The following is an 18,582-nucleotide window of genomic DNA, read 5'->3' as shown; positions in this document are numbered from 1 at the left end:
ACTCTGAGTACGACGTTCAGATCACCCAGTCATTCCGTTTTTTCCGGCTCTCCCAGTCAAAACGCTGTGCCCATTCAAGGGCCTGCTCCAAAGGCAGAGGTTTGCTGTAGTAGAAACCCTGACCCAGATCACAGCCAAGTTCCATCAGTTTAGCTTCTACTTCGGCTGACTCAATTCCCTCGGCCACCAGTCTTCGCCGGAAGCTTTTCGACAGGCTGATGATGGCACTGACAATCATGTCACTGTCGGGATTATTGAGCATATCTAATACGAACGAGCGGTCTATCTTGATCTCTTGAGCCGCCAGCCGCCGGAAAAGATCCAGAGACGAGTAGCCGGTGCCAAAGTCGTCGAGCGAGACGTCAACACCCAGCTCACGGCAAGCGCTGAGATTCTCGAGAACGCGGTCGGTATCGTCCAGCGCAGTCGTTTCCAGGACTTCGAGAACCAGGCGCGAACGTATTGCTAACGGGCAATCGTTGAGGGCCGCCTTAAGGTCTCCCCGAAAGCTCGGGCCAAGAAAGTGCGACGGGCTCAGGTTCACGCTCAGGGTATAAGGCAGCTTATTACTGTTAAACTCCTGAAGGCGTGAGATGGCCTCACCCAGCACGAAGTTGCCGACTTTGCGTGCATATTCGGTGTATTCAATATGGTCCAGGAAATGGTGCGGGCCCAGTAGGCCATCCTCGGGATGGTTCCAGCGGATGAGTGCCTCGAAGCCCTCGACCCGTTGTTTGCCGAAATGAATCTTCGGCTGGTAGTAGAGTTCGAGCTGGCCCAACACGATGGCGCTATCCATCTGCTCAATGACTTTGATCCGTTCCTTTCGGGTGTAGTGGGAATCCAAATCGAAGAGTACGTAATGATTTTTGCCTGCCTCTTTGGCTGCGTACATTGCCTGGTCCGCATGGCGAAGCAACTGGTCGGTGTCCGAGTCGTCCTCGGGATAGACCGTCACACCCATGCTGCCGGATAAATGCAGAACATTGCGTTTGTAATTTATCGGCTGGCGGATGGCTTCCAGGAGCCTGGCATAGACCCGTTCGTCGTTGACATCCCTCAGGATGGCCACGAATTCGTCGCCGCCGAGACGTGCAACCACATCATGAGCCCTGACACTCTCAAGCAATCGATCGGCGACCGATTTCAATACGGCATCGCCGACGGCATGGCTATGCTGGTCGTTGATATCCTTGAAACCATCGAGATCAATAAAGCATACCGAAACCAGGCCTTGGCGCTGGTTGGCTTCAAACAGCTCCTGTTCAAACAGTTCGGTCATCCGACGCCGATTCGGCAGGCCGGTGAGTGCGTCGTAATTGGCCGCTTGTTCCAGATGTTTCTGGTGTTCCCGCTTTTCCTGATACAGACGCTTACGCTCGATCAGGTTGCCAACGGTCTGAGTCAACGGTTCCAGTTCCTCGGCCAGTCTGGCGTTGTAACCGCCCAGGCGATTGGCCAGGCCGATAAGCCCAATCTGCCTATCCCCGGAAAGGACCGGTATGCCTATGTAAGCATTGATGGGGGGATGGCCTTTTGGCAGACACTTTGCCCTGTTGTCCGAGGTCACCTCGTCGGAAACGATGACCTCGCCAGTGGTCATTGGCAGGCCGAGGATATTGTCGAGACGGTCGAAAATCATGCCCCGGCGCTCAACCTCTTGATAAAGTGCCTGGGTTTCCGGGCTCCATGCAATGTTGGTGATCGCACCGATTTTCAGGTAAGGCGTCTGGTCTTCACGGTGGAGCACCTCGCCAATGAATCCGAACTGGCTCCCGGTGAGTCCCAGCAGATCATTGAGCATCAACTCGAAGGCCGCGTGTTCGTTTTCGCTGGTCAAAAAGACATTCTGAGCCCGGTGAATCGCGCGGCTGAGGTGTGAGACTTTGACGTACTCGCCGGTCGCGGTGGAGAGAAAGGCTCTTTCAAGTTCGTCCTCCACAATACTCGCAAGGCTGCGCAGCACGTCGAGCTCGATCTCGGTGAAGTTTCGGGGCTTGTCATCAATGATGCAGAGCGTGCCGATCTTGAAACCACTGGGTTCGCGCACCGGCATACCGGCATAGAATCGGATATGGGGTTTACCGGTAACCAGAGGATTGTTCCGGAAACGGGGGTCTTTGGCAGCATCCTCTACCAGCAGGATTTTGTCCTGCTGGATAGCGTAGTCACAGAAGGCAACGGAACGGGGTGTCTCGGATGCGTCCAGGCCCTGGCGGGATTTGAACCACTGGCGTTCGGTGTCCAGAATCGAGAAGAGCGCGGTTTTCACCCCGTAATAATGCTTCGCAATCCGGGTCAACCGTTCGAAGCGCTCCTCTGGCGCTGTATCTAGAATACCGAGCCGCTCAAGCGCCGCCAGTCTGCGTTTCTCGATACCCGGGTTTGCCATCGGCCAGTCTCCGAACGAGGTTCAGTCGTTACTTGAACCTCACCACCAGTTCGCGGAGCTGGCTCGCAGACCGCTCCATTTACCTCACACTATGGGTGGATTCTTCGACTTTGGCCAGTTTTGTCGTATGACTAACGCCCTGCTGAGCGCGGCGCCGGTTTGGCCAGCCACTCGTGCCCCCTCAACATCCCGTGCCAGTACAGCATTGGCAGCTGCTTGGCCTTCAGCCACCAGGCCGCCCGGGTCGCTTTGGTGCCATCGTTGATCCATTTCGGGAAGCTGGGCTGGAGTACGCCGCCATAGCCAAATTCCGCGAGCACGATCTTGCCGTTTTCGACCGTCAGCGGGCAGGAGCCATAGCCCAGGTAGGCGGCTTCAAGCGGCTGGTTTCGGAGCGTGGCCACGAGGTTTTCAGCCACCACGGGTGCCTGCTTGCGCACGGCGGCAGCGGTTTTCGCGTTGCCGGTTCCGCTCGCGTCGCCAAGCCCAAAGATGTTGGCGTAGGTTTTGTGGCGCAGAGTGTCGTCTTCCAGGTCCAGCCAGCCGGCCTCGTTCGCCAGGGCAGAATCCCGGATCAGCTTCGGCGCCCGCTGCGGGGGCACCGCGTGCAGCATATCAAAGCTGACCTCGCGGTCTTCGGTATTGCCGTCGCCATCTGTTGAGCGGAACACAGCCGTTTTAGCAGGTCCGTTCACAGCAACCAGGGTACTTTGGAAATTCAGGTCGATGCCGTATTTTTCGATATAGGCTTCCAGGGCCGGGACGTAATCGGCGACACCAAACAAGACGGCTCCGGCGTTGTGAAACTGGATATCCACATTGTTGAGCACGCCGTGCTTGAGCCAGTAATCGGCAGACAGATACATGGCTTTCTGAGGGGCGCCGGCACATTTAATCGGCATTGGCGGCTGGCTGAAAAGAGCCCGGCCTTTCTTGAGCTTCTGCACCATGTCCCAGGTGTAGCTGGCCATGCCTTCCCTATAGTTGGAGGTGACCCCGTTGGAGCCCAGCGCTTCCTCAAGGCCGTCGATGCCGGCCCAGTTCAGCTCTAGCCCGGGAGCGAGCACCAGGGCTTTGTATTCCACGGAGGAACCGTCACCCAGAGAAACCTGGTTGTTGTCCTGGTCGATGGCGGTTACCGGTTGCTGGTACCAGGATACGAATTTTGGCATCACTTCTGACATGGGCTTGGAGGTGACTTCTGGCCGGAAAACCCCACCACCCACCATGGTCCAGCCCGGCTGGTAGTGGTGCCGGTTAGCCGGCTCGATAATGGCGATGTCGATATTGCCATCCCGCTTGTGGATGCTTGATGCCACCGATATACCGGCCGCTCCGCCGCCCACGATGACGACGGTATGGGTTTTGACGCTGCCCGTGGTGGTTGTGTTGCTGGTCATGCCTCGAACCTCTTGTCTTTGTTTGCTGTGCGCGAGTTAGCTTGAGATATATCAAAGGGTACCAAACAAAAGGTTCTATGGTTAGATTAATTAAGAATATTGCCGGCTGAAGCTCTAGTGCGTGGCTATAAAGTTAGGAAAACCTAATGACTTAGGAATATCCGAAAGGTTTTGTGCATTGCCTTTATGGGTACTCGCAATTGGAGCATTAAAATCCATAGCTATATCCTAATAATTAAAGTAAGCAATCACGCGTTTTCAATGCAGAGGAGGACGCACTTATGAGAACGTTTCAGCAATCACCGGCAAAACACGCTGGCACACCGAATGTGGCCGGGTTTTTCGATCCAAGAACGTTCAGTGTCCAGTACGTGATTAGTGATCCGGAAACAAAGCAGTGTGCGATTATTGATCCAGTGCTGGATTATGATGAAAAGTCCGGCGCAACGGCGACGCACCACGCAGATGAACTTCTGGCATTTATTCGTGAGCAGGGCTTTGAGGTGCAGTGGGTCCTGGATACCCACCCTCACGCCGACCACTTCTCGGCAGCCCAGTATCTTAAAGAAAAGACCGACGCTCCGACCGCGATCGGTGGCTATGTGACTGGCGTTCAGGAACTGTGGAAGGGCATCTATAACTGGCCCGATTTTCCGGCCGACGGTTCACAGTGGGACCATCTGTTCCGTGCCGGGGACGAGTTCCGGGTTGGCAATCTGCAGGGCCGGGTGATGTTTTCACCCGGTCATACACTGGCTTCTGTTACCTATGTGATCGGTGACGCGGCGTTCGTGCACGACACCATTTTCCAACCGGATTTCGGCACTGCCCGCGCGGACTTCCCCGGGGGAGACGCCCATCAGCTATGGGATTCCATCCAGGCCATTCTGGCCCTGCCGGACGAGACCCGCCTGTTCACCGGTCATGATTACATGCCCGGTGGTCGTGAACCTGAATGGGAAAGCACCGTTGGCGAGCAGAAGCAGGCGAACAAGCACCTGGCTGAAACCTCCGAAGCCGAGTATGTGGAGCTCCGGAACACCCGTGACAGCGAGTTGCCGATGCCGAAATTGATTCTGCATGCGCTGCAGGTCAACACCCGGGGTGGACGCCTTCCCGAGCCGGAAGCCAACGGCAGACGGTATCTGAAGATTCCATTGGACGCACTTGAGGGTGCTGCCTGGGAATAACCCTGGAGAGCGAGCACACAACCCCTTTGCCGGGCCGATAAAGCCCGGCTTTTTTTGTGGGTAAAGAAGTGCTGGTGATCCTGTCCAGCGATTCGCTGCAGACACAGGGCATGGCGATGGTGCTTTCGAACACCATGGCCCAGCAGGGAGCCAAGGTAAACGTGCTGCTGTGCGACAAAGCCGGTGACCTGGCACTTAAGTCCTACGAATCGCCCGCGCTCAAACCCAAAGATGTGACTCCGGGGCAGATGCTGCGCGGTCTGTTGAAAAATGGTGGTGGGGCGAAGGTCTGTGCGCTGTATCTTCCGAACAGCGACTACGGCAAGGACGATCTGATTGACGGCGTGGGCGTTGCCATGCCGCCGGAAATGGCCGGCCAGATGCTCAACCCGAAGATGCGTACGTTCACCTTCTGAGTTTGAAAGCCCGGTGTCCATTGACCCCGGGCGTTTACATCCGACTAAAGGACGATGGATCTTCTTGCCTTCTTTGGCGCCACTTCCCTGAAAGCCGTGGTCAAGGGGCCCGCCGAACGACGGGCCCCCTATCTATCCGCGAGTCGGATTAAAGCTTGGTGGTGCGGAGGTACGGACGGATTTCATTCCAGCCATTCGGGAACAGGCCCTTGGCTTCCTCGTTGGAAATGGAGGGCGGAATGATCACGTCGTCACCTTTGCGCCAGTCGGCCGGCAGGGCGCACTTGTTCTCATCACCACACTGCAGGGCATCAATGACCCGGAGGATCTCATCGAAGTTACGGCCTACCGCCATCGGGTAAGTCATGGTCAGACGAATCTTTTTGTTCGGGTCGATGATGAAGACGCTACGCACGGCTGCGGTTTCGCTCTCACCGGCGTGGATCATTTCGTACAGCTCGGCCACTTTGTGGTCAGCGTCGGCAACGATCGGGAACTGGAGGTCGCAGTTCTGGGTGTCGTTGACGTCTTCAATCCACTTTACGTGCTCTTCCACAGTATCGGTGGAAAGACCCAGGGGCTTCACGTTGCGGGCTTCGAATTCTTTCGCCAGCCGCGCGGTGCGGCCCATTTCAGTGGTGCACACCGGCGTGAAGTCGGCCGGGTGGCTGAAGAAGAATACCCAGGAATCACCTGCCCAGTCGTGGAAGTTGATCTGGCCGGCGGTGCTGTCGATGGTGAAGTTCGGGGCGGTAGAGCCTAGCAATAAACTCATGATGAATCTCCTGTCGGGTTTTGCTGGTGGAGGCGGGTTGCCTCTTGATGTCGCAGTAACAATAACCCGCCAGGAGGCCCTTAGCCAATAAAGTTATATCTATAGAACAAATAGGCTTAACGAATTGAAGGCGGGCCTTTCTCAGTAGATCGCTCTACCGTGAGGGTTACTTCTCTATCCTGATAAAGCGTTTACTCTGTGGCATGCTTCACATTGTGCCCATAATCGCAGGCTCCCTTTGAAAATGATCGAAAGCCGAACTCTCGCCTCTCTTGCACTGGTACTGCTGACAGGTCTGCTGGCAGGTTGTGCGTTGCCATCCCTGAAAGACCGCTCACAGTCTGTCGCATTCGTTCAGGCGCAGACGGCAGATACGCGCCTTGGCAGCGCAGTTGGCAGAGAGATTGAAACCCACCCCGATCTCAGTGGTATTGCAACGCTGGAGCATCCACTGGACGCTTTCGTTGCCCGCGCTTTGCTCGCCGAGGCCAGCGAGAGATCCCTGGATGTCCAGTACTACATCTGGCGGGACGATATTACCGGCAAGCTGCTTCTGTACTCGCTATATCGCGCGGCCGAACGCGGCGTTCGGGTTCGGCTGCTTCTGGATGACAACGGCATCGCCGGCCTGGACGATTTCCTGGCGGCGTTAAATCATCACGACAACGTCGAGGTTCGGCTGTTCAATCCGTTTGTGATTCGTAGTTCCCGGACTTTGGGCTTTCTGACGGACTTTGGTCGCCTGAACCGCCGGATGCACAACAAGTCATTCACGGCTGACAATCAGGCCTCCATTGTTGGCGGCCGCAACATTGCTGATGAGTATTTTGGTGTGGGTGACGGTACGCTGTTCGCGGATCTGGATGTTCTGGCGATCGGGCCCGTCGTGGAGCGTGTCTCCAGGGATTTTGATCGCTACTGGGCGAGTCAGTCCGCGTACCCGGTGGATCGGTTGCTCGCAGGCGCCGATGATGAAGATCTGGAGGCCATGGCAGCAAGTCTTGCTTCCGTTGAACAGGATACTGAGGCCCGGCGCTTCGTGGCTGCTTTGCAGAACTCGGATTTTCTCAGGGAATTGCTGGACCAGGAGGTCTCTTTTGTCTGGGCGCCGGTAGAGATGGTAAGCGACGATCCTGCCAAGGCCCAGGGGCTCGAAGGAGAGCAGGGTCGATTGAGCCAACAGTTGGCCCTGGCGTTGGGTGAACCAGAAAAAACAGTGACCCTGGTTTCGCCCTACTTCGTTCCCGGTAATCGTGGCGTCGAGCTGTTTCGCGAGCTGGAAAGCGCCGGTGTGCAGGTACGGATCCTCACCAACTCCCTGGAAGCCAACGACGTCGCCCTGGTGCATTCAGGCTATGCGAAATACCGGGAGGCGCTATTAAAGGCGGGTGTTGAGTTGTTCGAGCTGCGCAAATTCAGGTCTGAGGATGAAGACAGAAAGCCGAGCCCTGGCGGCATTGCCGGCAGCTCGGCCGCCAGCCTTCACGCCAAAACCTTTGCCGTAGATGGTCAGTCGCTTTTTGTGGGTTCCTTCAATTTCGACCCCCGTTCAGCGAACCTGAACACCGAGCTGGGTTTTCTGATCAAGAGCCCGGAGCTGGCGATCGCACTGGAATCCGCCTTTCCCGAGAAAGTCAGGCTGGCGGCTTATGAGGTTAGGCTGGATGAAGACGGTGATCTCCGGTGGCTGGAATTCACAGGAACAAACATGATTGAGCACCGCCATGAGCCCAATACCGGCCCTTTCAAACGGGCATTGGTGTATCTGTTCTCTTTGTTGCCCTTGGAGCCGTTGCTGTAATCCCGCATGCCCGATTACTCTCATGAATCTATCAGCGAATCCTTGAGTCCTCGTTGCTCACGTACCCTCGTGACGACACGGTGTTCTGCATAGTGAGTAACAAGTCGTTGCAGCTTTTCCATTCGCAGCGGCTTGGTGCAGTAGTCGTCCATGCCGGCCTTGAGACACTGGAGTCGATAGCTTTCGCTGGCGTTGGCGGTAACCGCGATAATGGGTGTATCCAGGTTGGCGGCGGCTTTCAGTCGGATCTCACGGGTGGCCTCAATGCCGTCCATGACTGGCATCTGGCAATCCATGATAATCATATCCCAGGGTTCGTTCTTGGCGGCTTGTAAAGCTTCCAGGCCGTTTTGGACCCCCTCTGAAATCACCCCTATTTTTTCGAGCTGTTTGCGAAGAATCATCCGGTTACCGGCGTCATCTTCCACCACAAGAACCCTGGGCACCTGAACCACGCCCCCAAGGTTGAGCTGGTCTGGATCGTGATGCTCTGACTGGTGAACATCGCCGTAGGGAATTGTGACTTCCAGCGTTGTGCCGTGATCCGATGTCTCAAGAACTCTCATCTGGCCGCCAAGGGCATTTGCCAGGGAACTGGCAAGGGGTAATCCCAGGCCCACACCACCGTAACGCCGAGTGAGGCCAGCCTCTCCCTGCTTGAAGGCCTGGAATACTTTCTCCCTCTGCGCATCCGGGATGCCTGGCCCCGTGTCTGATACCAGAACCCGCAAAACGGAATCGTCTGTCAGTCTGCCCCCTTGAACCAGCACCTCGCCCCCTGCAGGTGTGAACTTCACGGCATTATCGATTAGCTGGTACAGGACCTTTTCAAGCATCAAGCCATCCATGAAGACCTTTCCAGGTACTGAGTCTTCCATGTCGAAGGCGAGGGAAACCGGTTTGGCCCTTGCGGCTTCCCGGAACTCGTATTCGAGCAGGTCGAACAGGGACTGAGGCTCGAACACCTGGGGCGAGCTGAGCAGGTTCTCTTCCTGGGCATCAACGAAGTCCAGGATGCCACCGACCTGCCGGGTCATTCGCAGATTGGCGTACTCGATCAGACGGAATGCGTCGTTTTGCTCCCGGTTAAGCGGTGCCTCCCGTAGCAGATCCAGCTGGCCCTGAATGGTATGCAGTGGCGTGCGCAGTTCATGGCTGACCGCATTCAGGAAGTCATCCTTGATGCGGTTGCTACGCTCGAGAGCCTTTCGGGCTTTTTCGCTGACTTCGATCTGCTGGGCCTGCAGGGTGTCCCGTTCGTCGCGGAGGATTTTTATGCGGGATGCCAGGGCTAGCGAGAACAGGGCCATTTCCCAGGACATGGCGCCGGGAATGTAATACATCACCCATTGGCTACCTTCAATAATACCCAGAGAATCCAAAGCCGTTACATTTTGAGCAATGATCAGGGGAATCCAGCCAATGAGAAAATACAGAGCGGGCTGGTATTTCCTCTTTGCCTGAATGAAAGCAAAAGGAAGGAATGAAAGATAAGCAGCCATCCCGATAGTTGCGGCAAGGAAGGCAACGGTCTTGAGCGACAGAAAAGGCGTTGTAACCAAGAGGCCCAGATAAATGAGCGACAGCAAGCCGTACATCTGCTTAACCCATGGAGCGAACGTCCCGAGTTGAAGAACCCTGGAAACGAATTGGATGGTAAGAAGGGTCGGGAGGATCAAAAGTGTTTTACCTAGCCAATTAAACTGGGCTTCGTTCATTCCTAGATAGGCTTGAAGGTTTGTCAGGCTCAAAGAGTAGGCAAAAACACCAGATGCAATTGCCACGTAGAAAAGGTAGATCGGGTCTCTGATACTGAAAAACAGGAAAAGGTTATAAATCGTCAATGCAAAGATAATTGACGCCAAACTCACGCTTAGTGCGGTATGGAAGACCGACTCGTTGAACAAGGCTGTTTGATCCAGAACTTTTACGGGCGTACTTATGGGAAAGTCCGCCTCGAGTCGAATGTGAATATCAGAAACCGATGAAATCTTGGGCAGCTCGAAGATCAGGTGATGAAATGGAATAGCCTTTTGTTGCGGCGGTTCGAGAAAGGATTTGGGGTTCTGGGAAATCGGAGAACCATTGATAAAGACCTGGGCTTTTGAAGCAAGAGGACTTAATAGTAGCCAGCGTTGTTCAATGGTTTCGGCTGAATCTATCTTGCCCCTTATCCACACGAATGGCTCACGAGGTTCACTGGTAAAAACATCATGATTTATCGGAGACCAGGCAGCGTGTTTTTCTGGAGGCGGTGTTTCCTGATCCCAAGCTCCTTTAAAGACCTCCATCGTCTGGGTCAGATTTCTGGAGTATCCCTGTTGCTCTGCGGCGGTTGCGCAAAAAGACAGCAGCGAAAGAGATGCAATGATCACTACCAGGAGAGCGGCCCCTCTCCGATCAACGTCAGCCATTCAAAGTTCCTTGATCCATAGGCCCACAGAACACCCACAGGGCTTGCTATCGAATCCCTCGAACGATTGGTGCTTGAAGAGCATTATTCACTCCACTGATTGTCACGTAGTTAGCGTCTTTGTCTTCTTTGATTTGATAGGTGTGTCGCTGAAATCTATACTTCGGAGCCTACTCAAAAGGATGCTGTATGTATAGATCAAGATCCGGTTTTGTAAAGGAATTTCGCGCAGTTCTCCTGATATCCATGTTTACCCCATTGGTCGCTTCTGCGGGCGGTCTGTCCAATAGTGATCAAAGTGCCAGTACTTCTGCAGTCAGCAATGCTGGCAGTGTCGCCAACCCGGAAAATGCTTCCACGATATTTTTCAATCCTGCCGGAATGAGCGCACTTTCCGGGACCAACCTGTCTTTCGGAGCAATCCTGTTCGAGATCGACGCCGTCGGTCGGGATTCGCAAACATCAGCCACCCGTGCTAACGGGGACCTGGTGGTGGGCGATGGTGGTGGTGATCATGTTGAAACGTTTGCAGTACCCAATGCCTACCTGACTCATGAAGTGAACGACTGGCTGGATGTCGGGCTGGGGGTCTATGTTCCCTATGGCCTGGGCTTCGATTACGGCGATGCTTTTGCAGGGCGGTATATTGGTGATGAAATTGAACTGGTGTCCTACGGCGTGAGTCCTTCCTTTTCGGTGAACAGTGGCGAGGGATTCTCACTGGGTGGCAGCCTCAATGTGCTTTATGCCGATGCCGAGCAGCGTAATCCAGTTGATTTCAGTGGAATTGAATCACGTTTTTCACTTCCTCGCGGCACCCTGAACGATGGCTACGCGACATTGGAGGGCGACGATGTTGCATTGGAGTTCACCGTCGGCGTGCTCTGGCAGGCGACTGCCGAAACGTCACTTGGACTCGCGGCCCGTACGGGCACCGAATTCAATCTGAAGGGTACCGGCACGATCAACCAGTTTCCCACTTTGTCAGCCAATGGGCTGACTCAAACCACTGTCTCTGAGCAGATAGAAGTCCCGATCACGATTCCTCAAAGCCTGAGTGTCGGTCTTGCTCACCAGTGGAGTGACACACTTAAACTGCTTGCAGGCGCAACCTGGGCGAAATGGAGTGATGCCTCTGCCCTGTCCGTAGTGTCCCGAGAGACGTTGCCAGTTGCTTTTCCCGGCGAGCAGCCATCCGAGGAGCAGGTTCAGAGTTGGAAAGACACCTGGCAGTGGCGGGTTGGCGCAGTCTGGCAGGTGGCACCGACATGGTCACTAAAGGCCGGCTATTTGTTTGATGAATCGCCCGTTATCATCAAGACGCGTTCACCGCTGACACCATTTGATGATTACCACCAGGTTTCTCTGGGTGCACAGATTCGTGATCTGGCAGGCGACTGGACGGTAGACATGTTTGTCGCAAGAGTCTTTTATGAGGGCGATATTCCCATCGACTATAAGACGACAGATCCTCTGCAGGGGCAGACTTCATTTAAAAGCGAGTATGACGTGGTGCCCTGGACAGCTGGTTTGCAGTTAAGCAGGGAGTTTTAACGCGGCAGGGAATCAAAGCGGGAAAGTGGTCGGCGTGGCAGGATTCGAACCTGCGACCCCTTCGTCCCGAACGAAGTGCGCTACCAAGCTGCGCCACACGCCGATCAACGGCCGGTATTATACGGATTCGCTTCGGTTTTACCAGCCCTCGGCGGATAAAAGGGCATCGGTAAATTTGCTGAGATTATCGTAGATATTGACATCGGCGCCGGGTATGGGTCTGGCGTCCAGATGGCGTTCGGTGTCCAGTCCATTACCGGTTCTCACCAGTACCGGACGACAGCCTTCGGCGTGGCCGGCTTCCAGGTCCTTGCGGCTGTCTCCCACCATGATGACCCCTTCAAGGCTGGCGAGATGAAAATGCTCGCGGATCTGCTCCAGAAGGCCGGTGAGCGGCTTGCGGCAGCAGCACTGGTCGTCGGGGTGGTGGGGGCAGTAGGCAATGAAGTCGATGCAACCACCCTGGGCTTCCACCAGCTGCTCGAGCTTCTCGTGCATGGCATCCAGCTCATCGGTGTCGTAGTAGCCGCGGCCGATGCCTGACTGGTTGGTGGCGATGGCAATGCGATGGCCGGCAATACAGAGCCGGGCCACCGCTTCAACGCTGCCGGGAATGGGGTGCCATTCATCCGCCGAGCAGATGTAATTGCCATCGTACTCGTTGATGACCCCGTCCCGGTCGAGAATGATCAACATCGCTGTGCGCTTACCCCTTGGTCCGGTCTCAGCCTGCTGTGGGCAGCAGGGAGATGTCCGCAACGCGCAGGAACAGGTTGCGCAGGCGGTTCAGCAGCGCCAGCCGGTTGTTCCTTACCGCCTCGTCGTCGGCCATGACCATCACTTCATCAAAGAAGTTGTCCACCGGTGCCCGCAGGCTTGCCAGTGAGCTCAGGGCACTGGCGTAGTCGCCGTTCTCGAACAGCGGCAGAGCCTTGGCGGCCTGTTGATCGACCTGCTCGGCGAGCGCCTTTTCGGAGCTGTCCTGCAGAAGGCTGGCGTCGACCGTTTCACCGATGCTGTCGCCACCCTGTTTGGTCAGGATGTTCGAAACCCTCTTGTTGGCGCCGGCCAGGGCCTGCGCTTCAGGCAACTGCCGGAAGGCTTCCACCGCTTTTACCCGGCGGTCGAAATCCAGCGGGCGGGTCGGACGGCGGGCGTGCACGGCCAGGTAGACCTCGGCGCCAATGCCCTGCTCGTCGTAGTGGGCGCGGAAGCGCTCCAGCATGTAGTCCACCACGGTGCTGGCGGTGTTCTGCTCGGTCAGCACGGTGAAGTTCTCTTCGGCCCACTCGCAGCAGGTTTGCAGGTCCAGCGGCAGTTCGCGCTCGATGATAATGCGCAGCACCCCCAGGGAGGCCCGGCGCAGGGCGAATGGGTCCCGTGTGCCGGATGGCGGCTGGTTGATGCCGAACAGGCCCACCAGGGAGTCCAGACGGTCCGCGATGGCAATGGCACAGCCGGTCAGGGTTGTTGGCAAATCGTCGCCGGCGAAACGGGGCATGTATTGCTCGTTCAGTGCCTTGGCCACGTCTTCCGGCTCGCCATCGTTGGCGGCGTAGTACTGGCCCATGATGCCCTGCAGGTCGGTAAACTCCAGGACCATTTCGGTGACCAGGTCGGTCTTCGCCAGCATGGCGGCGCGCTCGGCCAGTGCCGGATCACTGCCGATGGCGTCGGCGATTTTCTTGGCCAGGGCGGCAACGCGCACAGACTTGTCGTAGATGCTGCCCAGTTTTTCCTGGAACACGATGGGCTTGAGGGCGTCGATGCGATCCTCGAGCTTGGTCTTCCGGTCGGTTTCGTAGAAGAACGCGGCATCGGACAGCCGGGGCCGGATCACTTTCTCGTTACCGGAAACAACCTGTGACGGGTCCTTGCTTTCGATGTTTGCCACGGTGATGAACAGCGGCAGCATTTCCCCGTCGGCGGCCACCACGTGGAAGTACTTCTGGTGTTCCTTCATGGAGGAAATCAGGGCCTCCGCCGGAACCTCGAGGAACCGTTCCTCGAAGCGACCCATCAACGGCACTGGCCACTCGTTGAGCGCGGTGACTTCGTCCAGCAGGTCCTCATCAATAACGGCCTTGCCACCGGCTTCCTTCTCGGCCAGCTCGGTGACGCCGGCACGAATCTGTTCCCGGCGCTCGGCGAAATCGGCAATCACATAGCCTTCCTGCTTGAGGACGACTTCGTAATCGTTCGGCGTGGGTACGATCAGGGATTTCGGGCAATGGAAGCGGTGACCGCGGGTCTTGTTGCCCGGAGTCAGGCCCATGATGGGCGCCTCGATCACCTTGTTGCCGAACAGCATTACTACCCAGTGGACCGGGCGCACGAACTCGGTGCGATGGGCACCCCAGCGCATGCGCTTGGGAATCGGCAGGCCAGCCAGGGATTGCTCTACCAGTTCCGGCATCAGCTCTACGGTGGGCTTGCCCTGCTCGACCGTGCGGTAGACCACCCAGGCACCCTTGTCGGTTTCCAGGGTGTCGAGCTGGTCCGGAGTTACACCCAGAGAGGTGGCAAAGCCGGTCAGCGCGCGGGTCGGATTGCCAGCGTCGTCGAATGCCGCCTTGACGGCAGGGCCACGTTTTTCAACCGACTTGTCCGGCTGGGAGTCAGCCAGATCCCGGATGCGCACGGCCAAGCGGCGCGGAGCGGCAAAGGCTTCAACTTTGCCGAATTCGATGCCCGCTTCTTCCAGGCCCCGGGCAATGCCCTGGGTAAAGGCGTCAGACAGCGGCTTGAGGGCCTTGGGGGGCAGCTCTTCGGTGCCCAGTTCGACCAGAAAATCCTGTGTTGCCATGGTTATGCGTTCCCCTGTTCCTGCTGTGCCTTCTTCGCTTTCTTGCCCTTCTTGCTTTTCGCCTTGTCGTCGGCGGCCTCAGCGGCGGCAAGGACTTCCTTGCGCAACGCTTCTGGCGCGAGCGGGAAGCCAAGCGAGCGACGGCTGTCGAAGTACGCCTGGGCAACGGCACGAGCCAGGGTGCGAACCCTCAGGATGAAGCGCTGACGCTCGGTAACCGAGATGGCGTGGCGGGCGTCCAGCAGGTTAAAAGTATGGGAGGCCTTGAGAACCTGTTCATAGGCTGGCAGGGCCAGGCCGGCTTCAATCAGCCGGGCGCTCTCCCGCTCGTGAACATCGAAGCTGTGGAACAGGAATTCGGTGTCGGCGTGCTCGAAGTTGTAGGTGGACATCTCCACTTCCTGCTGGTGGAACACGTCACCGTAGGTAACCACACCGTCAGGGCCTTCGGTCCAGACCAGATCGTAGACGCTGTCCACGCCCTGCAGGTACATGGCGATCCGCTCAAGGCCGTAGGTAAGCTCGCCGGTGACCGGAAAGCATTCCAGGCCACCCACTTGCTGGAAGTAGGTAAACTGGGTGACTTCCATACCATTCAGCCAGATTTCCCAACCCAGCCCCCAGGCACCGAGTGTCGGAGATTCCCAGTTGTCTTCCACGAACCGGATGTCGTGCACCAGTGGATCCAGACCCAGGGCTTTCAGGGAATCCAGGTACAGTTCCTGGATGTTGTCCGGGGACGGCTTGAGCACCACCTGGAACTGATAATAATGCTGCAGGCGGTTGGGGTTTTCACCGTAGCGGCCGTCCGTAGGGCGGCGGCTGGGCTGAACGTAGGCGGCGTTCCAGGTTTCCGGCCCGATGGCACGCAGGAAGGTGGCCGGGTGGAACGTGCCGGCACCCACTTCCATGTCCAGTGGCTGGAGGACCACGCAGCCTTGCTGCGCCCAGAAATTCTGCAGAGCCAGGATAAGGCCTTGAAAGGTCCCGATATCCGGAGTTGTCTGTTTTGTTGCCTTGTCTGTCACGACGGTTGCCTGCTGATCAGTCTGTGTGTGGCGCCCCGGTTGTCCTTCGGGCACTCCGAAAAAAGAAAGGCGCATTATACGCGTGCTGGCTGTGTATTTCTAAGTCAGAAGAAGGTAAGACCCACCTGGAAGAGTTTTTCCACATCCCGGATGCGGGTTTTGTCCACCAGGAACAGGATAACGTGGTCGTCCGGCTGGATCCGGAGGTGATCGTGGGCGATCAGAACTTCATTGCGACGCACGATGGCGCCGATGGTGGTGCCTTCTGGCAGGTTGATTTCATCAAGCCTTTTACCGACCACTTTCGAAGACCGGTGATCCCCGTGGGCAATCGCTTCAATTGCCTCTGCCGCGCCCCTGCGGAGTGAGTGAACGTTCACAACATCGCCCCGGCGAACGTGGGTCAGAAGGCTGCCAATAGTGGTCTGCTGGGGTGAGATGGCCACGTCGATGTCGCCACCCTGAATCAGGTCCACGTAGTCCGGATTGTTGATCAGGGTCAAGACCTTGCGGGCGCCCAGGCGCTTGGCCAGAAGCGACGCCATGATGTTGGCTTCATCATCGTTGGTCACTGCGCAGAACACATCAGTACTCTCGATGTTCTCTTCCAGCAGGATATCCTTGTTGGCGGCGTTACCCTCCAGAACCACGGTCTTACGCAGGTTCTCCGAGAGCATGACGCAGCGCTCGTGGTCCCGCTCCAGCAGTTTGACCTGATACCGGTTCTCGAGGGTATGGGCAAGCCGCTGACCGATATTGCCGCCTCCGCAGATGAAGATGCGCTTGTAGGGTTTGACCAGGGGTTGGAGCTCGCTCATCACCGACTTGATGTGGTCGCCGGCGGCGATAAAGAACACCTCATCCCCGTCTTCGATCACGGTGTCGCCCTCGGGCATGATCGCCCGGTCTTTACGGAAGATGGCCGCCACCCGGGTATCGATCTTGGGCATGTGGGTGCGCAGGTAAGACAGCTCATGGCCCACCAGCGGCCCACCCTTGGTGGCGCGGATGGCCACAAGGCGGGTCAGGCCCTTGGAGAACTCCAGTACCTGGAGGGCGCCGGGGTTCTCGATCAGCCGGGTGATGTGTTTGGTCACCAGATGTTCGGGGCTGATCAGAACATCAATGGGAAAGCCCCGCAGGCTGTCGAGGTCCTTGGTCTGGTCGCGCTGGTAGAAAAGTTCGGATTTCGCCAGATAGGCGTTGGCTCGTACCCGGCATATGGTGGTCGGGGTCTTGTACAGCAGTTTTGCCACCTGGCAGGCGACCATGTTGGTCTCGTCGCTGTTGGTGACGGCAATCAGCATGTCGGCGTCTTCGGCCCCGGCCTGTCGCAGTGCCGTGGGATAGGACGCCGCGCCCTGGACGGTGCGGATGTCGAGCCTGTCCTGCAATTCGCGCAATCGGGCACCATCGCTGTCGATGATGGTGATGTCGTTGGCTTCGTTGGCAAGGTTTTCGGCAAGGGTACCGCCGACCTGGCCGGCACCGAGAATCAGGATTTTCATGGTTCGGGTTTCTCCAGCACGGCGTAGAAGAAGCCGTCATGGCTGTCCGGATCCGGGAGCAGTTGCCGCCCCGCACCCATATCGCGTCCCCATTGAGCCTCCGGCTCAACGAGAATGGCATCGGTCTGCTGCTTGCAAAACCGCCGAATTATACGGTGGTTTTCCTGCGGGAACACCGAGCAGGTGGCATACACCAGCCGGCCTCCGGGTTTCAGGATAGCCCACATTGCGTCCAGCAACCCGAGCTGTATGGCCGCCAGGGGGGTAATGTCCGATTCACGGCGCAATAACTTGATATCAGGGTGGCGGCGAATCACGCCGCTGGCGCTGCAGGGCACGTCCAGCAGAATGCGATCGAATGCCTCGCCGTCCCACCATTGTTCGGTCGCAGCCGCATCCGCCTGTTTCAGGGTGGCGTTGAGGTCAAGTCGATCCAGATTCTCCTGAACCCTGGGCAGGCGATCAGCGGATTCGTCGATGGCGACCACTTCCGCCAGCTCGCCACAGCCCTCCAGAATCGCGCAGGTTTTGCCGCCGGGAGCGGCACAGGCATCCAGAACCCTCTGGCCAGGCGCCAGGTCCATCAGGGTGGTACACAATTGTGCGGCCTCATCCTGCACGCTGACAGCGCCATCGGCGAACCAGGGCAGCCGGTCGACAGGAACCGGAGTGGCCAGTTGAATGCCGTGGGGTGCGAAGCGCGTCGCGTTTGCTTCGATGCCGGCCTCGGCCAGCAGGCCAAGATACTCATCCCGGGCAAAACGGAGGGCATTTACCCGCAGGGTCATGGGGGCCTGAGCATTGTTCGCGTCGAGAATGTGTTGCCAGTCTTCCGGCCAGTTGTGGCGGAGCTTTTCCACCATCCACACCGGGTGGCTGAACCTGGCGGCATCGCCTGCCGGTTCTGGCGCGCCTTCCCGCTCCGCGGCCCTGAGGACACCATTCACCAGCCCGGTCAGGTGGGGTTTGTCCAGGGCCCTGCAGGCTTCAACGGTTTCATTGAGAACGGCGTAATTGGCCTGCTGGCTGAAGCGCAACTGGAACAGGGCAACCAGCATCAGGTGATGGATGATGCGGTCGGGCTTGCGCAGAGGTTTTTTCAACCGGCTGTTGAGCTCGCCGTCGAGGCGGTGAAACCAGCGGCAGGTGCCGTAACAGAGCGCCTGGAGAACCGGGCGTTCATTGGCGGGCAGGCGGTTCAGAGCCGGCGGTAGGCACTGGGACAGGGACTGGCCATTCTCCACGGAAAGCATCACACCCGCGGCGATGGCGCGCATGGGGTGTTGTCGGTCGCCCATC

Annotated in this window: 13 protein-coding genes and 1 tRNA gene; 4 read left to right on the top strand and 10 right to left on the bottom strand. The window is 57.4% G+C overall.

Annotation, left to right across the window (positions count from 1 at the left end):
- Positions 1–16: 16 nt before the first annotated feature.
- Together CFB02_RS14750 and CFB02_RS14745 are read right to left on the bottom strand one after the other, a co-directional pair.
- On the bottom strand, positions 17–2,392 hold the full coding sequence (locus CFB02_RS14750) for an EAL domain-containing protein (RefSeq protein ID WP_088558592.1): 2,376 nt from the start codon (positions 2,390–2,392) through the stop codon (positions 17–19).
- Between the two features lie 131 nt (positions 2,393–2,523).
- On the bottom strand, positions 2,524–3,792 hold the full coding sequence (locus CFB02_RS14745; protein ID WP_088558591.1) for an FAD/NAD(P)-binding oxidoreductase: 1,269 nt from the start codon (positions 3,790–3,792) through the stop codon (positions 2,524–2,526).
- Between the two features lie 281 nt (positions 3,793–4,073).
- Between CFB02_RS14745 and CFB02_RS14740 the strand changes: the two genes are divergently transcribed.
- Together CFB02_RS14740 and CFB02_RS14735 are read left to right on the top strand one after the other, a co-directional pair.
- The gene (locus tag CFB02_RS14740) at positions 4,074–4,982 is read left to right on the top strand and encodes an MBL fold metallo-hydrolase (RefSeq protein ID WP_088558590.1); all 909 of its coding nucleotides are present in this window, start codon (positions 4,074–4,076) and stop codon (positions 4,980–4,982) included.
- A gap of 56 nt (positions 4,983–5,038) precedes the next feature.
- On the top strand, positions 5,039–5,398 hold the full coding sequence (locus CFB02_RS14735) for a hypothetical protein (RefSeq protein ID WP_088558589.1): 360 nt from the start codon (positions 5,039–5,041) through the stop codon (positions 5,396–5,398).
- A gap of 148 nt (positions 5,399–5,546) precedes the next feature.
- On the opposite strand, the gene CFB02_RS14730 is transcribed toward CFB02_RS14735, so the two are convergent.
- Positions 5,547–6,173 (bottom strand): peroxiredoxin, encoded by a 627-nt coding sequence (locus tag CFB02_RS14730; RefSeq protein ID WP_088558588.1) that lies wholly within the window; start codon positions 6,171–6,173, stop codon positions 5,547–5,549.
- A 244-nt stretch (positions 6,174–6,417) separates the two neighbouring features.
- Here CFB02_RS14730 and CFB02_RS14725 point away from each other — a divergent pair, with 244 nt between their 5' ends.
- Positions 6,418–7,974: a phospholipase D family protein gene (locus CFB02_RS14725; protein WP_088558587.1), complete on the top strand. Its 1,557-nt coding sequence runs from the start codon at positions 6,418–6,420 to the stop codon at positions 7,972–7,974.
- 20 nt (positions 7,975–7,994) lie between these two features.
- Here CFB02_RS14725 and CFB02_RS14720 read toward each other — a convergent pair whose 3' ends face one another.
- Positions 7,995–10,265, bottom strand: a complete 2,271-nt coding sequence (locus tag CFB02_RS14720) for a 7TM diverse intracellular signaling domain-containing protein (RefSeq protein ID WP_227519400.1) — start codon at positions 10,263–10,265, stop codon at positions 7,995–7,997.
- 311 nt (positions 10,266–10,576) lie between these two features.
- On the opposite strand from CFB02_RS14720, the gene CFB02_RS14715 reads away from it, so the two are divergent.
- The gene (locus tag CFB02_RS14715) at positions 10,577–11,941 is read left to right on the top strand and encodes an OmpP1/FadL family transporter (protein WP_088558585.1); all 1,365 of its coding nucleotides are present in this window, start codon (positions 10,577–10,579) and stop codon (positions 11,939–11,941) included.
- Positions 11,942–11,967: 26 nt separating this feature from the next.
- On the opposite strand, the gene CFB02_RS14710 is transcribed toward CFB02_RS14715, so the two are convergent.
- The 6 genes from CFB02_RS14710 to rsmB all read right to left on the bottom strand — a co-directional run bounded on the left by CFB02_RS14710 (position 11,968) and on the right by rsmB (position 18,581).
- Positions 11,968–12,044: transfer RNA gene (locus CFB02_RS14710), tRNA-Pro, on the bottom strand.
- 35 nt (positions 12,045–12,079) lie between these two features.
- The gene (gmhB, locus tag CFB02_RS14705; RefSeq protein WP_088558584.1) at positions 12,080–12,637 is read right to left on the bottom strand and encodes a D-glycero-beta-D-manno-heptose 1,7-bisphosphate 7-phosphatase; all 558 of its coding nucleotides are present in this window, start codon (positions 12,635–12,637) and stop codon (positions 12,080–12,082) included.
- 28 nt (positions 12,638–12,665) lie between these two features.
- Positions 12,666–14,747 carry a glycine--tRNA ligase subunit beta gene (glyS, locus tag CFB02_RS14700; RefSeq protein WP_088558583.1) on the bottom strand — a complete coding sequence of 694 codons (2,082 nt, stop codon included), beginning with the start codon at positions 14,745–14,747 and terminating at the stop codon, positions 12,666–12,668.
- A 2-nt stretch (positions 14,748–14,749) separates the two neighbouring features.
- Positions 14,750–15,775, bottom strand: a complete 1,026-nt coding sequence (gene glyQ / locus CFB02_RS14695) for a glycine--tRNA ligase subunit alpha (RefSeq protein WP_088558582.1) — start codon at positions 15,773–15,775, stop codon at positions 14,750–14,752.
- A 104-nt stretch (positions 15,776–15,879) separates the two neighbouring features.
- On the bottom strand, positions 15,880–17,283 hold the full coding sequence (trkA, locus tag CFB02_RS14690) for a Trk system potassium transporter TrkA (protein ID WP_088558581.1): 1,404 nt from the start codon (positions 17,281–17,283) through the stop codon (positions 15,880–15,882).
- The gene (gene rsmB, locus CFB02_RS14685) at positions 17,280–18,581 is read right to left on the bottom strand and encodes a 16S rRNA (cytosine(967)-C(5))-methyltransferase RsmB (protein ID WP_088558580.1); all 1,302 of its coding nucleotides are present in this window, start codon (positions 18,579–18,581) and stop codon (positions 17,280–17,282) included. The genes trkA and rsmB overlap by 4 nt, the downstream gene beginning before the upstream one ends.
- Position 18,582 lies beyond the last annotated feature (1 nt).

The sequence above is a fragment of the Marinobacter sp. es.042 genome (assembly GCF_900188315.1).
Classification (GTDB): domain Bacteria; phylum Pseudomonadota; class Gammaproteobacteria; order Pseudomonadales; family Oleiphilaceae; genus Marinobacter.
The sequence above is the reverse complement of the archived record's forward strand: the minus strand, read 5'-3'. Positions and strand labels throughout refer to the sequence as shown.

What these genes read in the sequence shown, in the direction of transcription:
- CFB02_RS14750 (WP_088558592.1), bottom strand. Translation starts at nt 2,392, where the DNA reads ATGGCAAACCCGGGTATCGAGAAACGCAGACTGGCGGCGCTTGAGCGG.
- CFB02_RS14745 (WP_088558591.1), bottom strand. Translation starts at nt 3,792, where the DNA reads ATGACCAGCAACACAACCACCACGGGCAGCGTCAAAACCCATACCGTC.
- CFB02_RS14740 (WP_088558590.1), top strand. Translation starts at nt 4,074, where the DNA reads ATGAGAACGTTTCAGCAATCACCGGCAAAACACGCTGGCACACCGAAT.
- CFB02_RS14730 (WP_088558588.1), bottom strand. Translation starts at nt 6,173, where the DNA reads ATGAGTTTATTGCTAGGCTCTACCGCCCCGAACTTCACCATCGACAGC.
- CFB02_RS14725 (WP_088558587.1), top strand. Translation starts at nt 6,418, where the DNA reads ATGATCGAAAGCCGAACTCTCGCCTCTCTTGCACTGGTACTGCTGACA.
- CFB02_RS14720 (WP_227519400.1), bottom strand. Translation starts at nt 10,265, where the DNA reads ATGGAGGTCTTTAAAGGAGCTTGGGATCAGGAAACACCGCCTCCAGAA.
- CFB02_RS14715 (WP_088558585.1), top strand. Translation starts at nt 10,577, where the DNA reads ATGTATAGATCAAGATCCGGTTTTGTAAAGGAATTTCGCGCAGTTCTC.
- gmhB (WP_088558584.1), bottom strand. Translation starts at nt 12,637, where the DNA reads ATGTTGATCATTCTCGACCGGGACGGGGTCATCAACGAGTACGATGGC.
- glyS (WP_088558583.1), bottom strand. Translation starts at nt 14,747, where the DNA reads ATGGCAACACAGGATTTTCTGGTCGAACTGGGCACCGAAGAGCTGCCC.
- trkA (WP_088558581.1), bottom strand. Translation starts at nt 17,283, where the DNA reads ATGAAAATCCTGATTCTCGGTGCCGGCCAGGTCGGCGGTACCCTTGCC.
- rsmB (WP_088558580.1), bottom strand. Translation starts at nt 18,581, where the DNA reads ATGGGCGACCGACAACACCCCATGCGCGCCATCGCCGCGGGTGTGATG.